This window comes from Streptomyces sp. NPDC058620 (assembly GCF_042717135.1).
Lineage (GTDB): Bacteria > Actinomycetota > Actinomycetes > Streptomycetales > Streptomycetaceae > Streptomyces.
On record NZ_JBHXQO010000133.1, the window covers coordinates 1 to 3,050 of the forward strand.

General features: G+C 65.4%; 4 protein-coding genes. All 4 read left to right on the forward strand.

The features are described from left to right. Window positions 1-313 precede the first annotated feature (313 nt). The 4 genes from ACFWSK_RS37560 to ACFWSK_RS37575 all read left to right on the forward strand — a co-directional run bounded on the left by ACFWSK_RS37560 (window position 314) and on the right by ACFWSK_RS37575 (window position 2,894). Window positions 314-736 (forward strand): hypothetical protein, encoded by a 423-nt coding sequence (locus ACFWSK_RS37560; RefSeq protein WP_383796627.1) that lies wholly within the window; start codon window positions 314-316, stop codon window positions 734-736. Between the two features lie 49 nt (window positions 737-785). Continuing rightward, complete coding sequence (locus ACFWSK_RS37565; protein ID WP_383796630.1) at window positions 786-1,160, forward strand: hypothetical protein; 375 nt, start codon at window positions 786-788, stop codon at window positions 1,158-1,160. A gap of 295 nt (window positions 1,161-1,455) precedes the next feature. Then, a complete protein-coding gene (locus tag ACFWSK_RS37570) occupies window positions 1,456-2,619 on the forward strand; it encodes an ISL3 family transposase (protein WP_383796633.1) in 1,164 nt (387 codons plus the stop codon). Continuing rightward, window positions 2,532-2,894: a transposase gene (locus ACFWSK_RS37575; RefSeq protein ID WP_383796635.1), complete on the forward strand. Its 363-nt coding sequence runs from the start codon at window positions 2,532-2,534 to the stop codon at window positions 2,892-2,894. Before ACFWSK_RS37570 ends, ACFWSK_RS37575 begins: the two co-directional genes overlap by 88 nt. Window positions 2,895-3,050 lie beyond the last annotated feature (156 nt).

A 3,050-nucleotide genomic window follows, 5' to 3' on the forward strand; every position in this document is an offset into this window, starting at 1 on the left:
GCGCACCGGTGACAACAAGCCTGCCTGTGACACCTACCGTGCATCGGCTCACCAGCAGTAGCCCCGGACGTGATCGTGCGGGGCCTCAGAACTCCAGCTGGACGTAGTCGATGTCGGCCCTTCGACGGCGATCGCCTGTAGCTGCTGCTCGCTCGCCCCTCGGTCCTGTGGGTTTGTTCACGAGTTCCAGGTTCTGGCACAGATCTTGAGGAGCGGTCGCGGAGCGTCACCTTGGTGTTCGATTGTGAGGGGCTGGGTGGCGTGAGGCCGCGTACGCCTTGTCGTCCCACGATGAGAATTGACGCTCCCTCAGGTGTCTGCCGATCGCTGCTGCGGTCGGTTGTGGACGGTGATGGTGCTGGTCATGCAGACCGATGCGCCGCTCTGGGACTCGCTGGTGTTCGACGGGATTGACGATGTGAATGTCGAGGCGGTTACGGCCGTGTTCGGCACGGTCGAGGTAATGGCGAGAGGCCGCGCTGCCAGCGCTGCATGTCCGGACTGCGGCCGCTTCTCGGACCGAGTCCACGACCGATGCCAGCGCAGGCTGAGGGATCTTCCACTCGCTGATCAGGGCGGGGCAGACGGTGCGGGCTGCTGCCGTCAGGTGTGGCCTGCGCAGTTACCGCTGTCGGTGCAGCCGGTTCCCCTCGATGGCGAGTTGGTCGATGAGTCCCGCGTCGCTGGAGGGCGAAGGGCGATTGAGGCGATGGGAGACGGAACGGTGGAGGCGTAGCGCGTCGCTGTCGCCGGGCTGCGGTGAGAAGGGTGGACCACAGGGGGTCATGGGGGGTGGTGTCTTTCTCGACCAGGACGAGCAGTTCGACCTTGTCCATGTGATCGAGGCTGCTGAGCTGGCGCAGGCCGGTCTTCTGCTGGAGTTCCGGCCATGTGGTCGTGCGGCCCTCGCGGGATGCCTTCTTCAACGCTCCTCGGATGGCCGGGGCGAGCTTCGCCATCTTCTCTGTGCGTGCTTCGCGGAGAGCGCGTTCCTTGTCTTCGGCCAGTTTCCGTTAGGCGGCTTGGCGCATCTCTGCCCGTGCCCGTTCGTCGGCTTCGCGCTGTCGTTCTCGTTCTCGAGCCTTGCGCTGTATCTCCCACGCCCACGCCCAGTCACCCCACCGGCCAGCACGCACCACAAAGCCGTCCACCTCGAATAGACGCCTCCCGAACTCGGGTTCTGGATCATTTTCTGTGGTGCGCCCACTCTACGTGACGGTTGATCTTGATGGCGGCTCTCAGGAGGTCGCCCGAAAACAGCCGTGGGATTGCTGCCGTGGCTGACAGTTCTCGGCTGTGAACGAGGTTCTGCTCCGCTTGGAGGAGTTGCTGTTCCTGTCGGCTCCAGAGGTTGCCGTGGTGTCGGTGAATGAAGACGACGAGGTGATTCGTATTGGGGTCAGATGCCGGGCCACTGGAGCTGTGTGTCCGGGCTGTGGAGCTTGGTCGACCCGGGTGCATGGTTCCTATCTGCGGTTTCCTGCTGATCTGCCGAGCGTGGGGCGCCGTGTGGTGCTGTGCCTGCGTGTTCGTCGCTTCATCTGCGTGGCTGCTTCGTGCGGCCGGCGGACGTTCGCCGAACAGGTCCCGGGGCTGACGCGTCGGCACAGCCGGTGGACCGAACGGCTGAGATCGGCCTTGGCCGAGGTGGGCCTGGCGCTCGCCGGCCGGGCTGGCGCCCGCATCGCGGATGTCTTCGGGATCTCGGTCAGCCGCAGCACGGTTCTGCGGCTGGTCGAGGCCCTTCCGGACCCGCGACCACGGACTCCGCGTGTGCTTGGCGTCGACGAATACGCGATGCGAAAAGGCCGGGTGTACGGGACCGTGCTCGTCGATGTCGAGACCGGCCGGCCGGTGGACCTGCTGCCGAACCGTGAATCGGCGACGCTCGCAGCCTGGCTCAGCGAACGCCCTGGGATCGAGGTGATCTGCCGCGACCGTGCCCCGTTCTTCGCCGAAGGCGCCAGAACCGGGGCACCGACCGCCCTTCAGGTCGCCGACCGATTTCACCTCTGGCACAACCTCGGCGAGGCCGCCGAGCGGTGCGTGTCGCGGCATCGGGCCTGCCTGCGGGTACCGTTCACTCTGCCACGCCAGGAGTCCGCCAAGGCTCATCAGTCAGCCGATGGGTCGACGACGTCACCGTGGCCTTCGGGGCACCGGTTCGCCGACCGCACTCGTGAGAAGCACGCAATCGTGCACGCGCTGCTGGCCGAGGGCCACAGCAGGCGAGGCATCGGCCGCCAGCTCCACATGACTCACCGGACGGTCAAACGCCTCCCGACGCCGCTGCCCCGGAGGACCTCTTTCATGGGCAGTGGCAGAACCGGCCTACGAAACTCGACGACTTCAAGCCGTACCTGCACGAACGGTGGGCCGAGGGATGCACGAACGCGTGGACCCTCTGGGAGGAGATCAAGGAGCATGGATACGCCGGCGGATACGGAAGCGTGCGCGCACATCTTCGCTCCTTCCGTGGACCCACGCCGACGGACACACGCCCACCCACACCTCGGACGGTCAACAGGTGGATCCTCACCCACCCGGATGCCCTCCCGGAGACTGAACGGCTCAAACTCAAGTCTGTTTTGGTGCACTGCCCTGAACTGGACGCTTTGACCAGGCATGTTCGTGCCTTCGCCCAGATGCTCACTCAGCTCCAGGGTGGTCGACTCCGCGAATGGATGGCGGCGGTCCGAACCGACGACTTGCCCAGCATGCACACCTTCGTCAACGGCCTCGAACGTGATCTCGACGCCGTCATCGCGGGTCTCACCCTGCCCTGGAACTCGGGGATCGTTGAAGGCCATGTCAACCGGATCAAAATGATCAAGCGTCAGATGTACGGCCGAGCTGGCTTCTCACTCCTCCGGAAACGGGTCCTCCTGGCGTGAAGGGGGTCCAGCCAAGGTGAGACCAAAAGCCACAACGGCTCGGCCGTGCCTCTTGCTCCCGTTCAGGCCCAGTTCGGCAGATCGGTACCCCACTGGGTCGGGGCACGGTTCCAGTTCGCGGGTGCGCCGTCGTAGTGGACCGGGGCCAGGGCATGA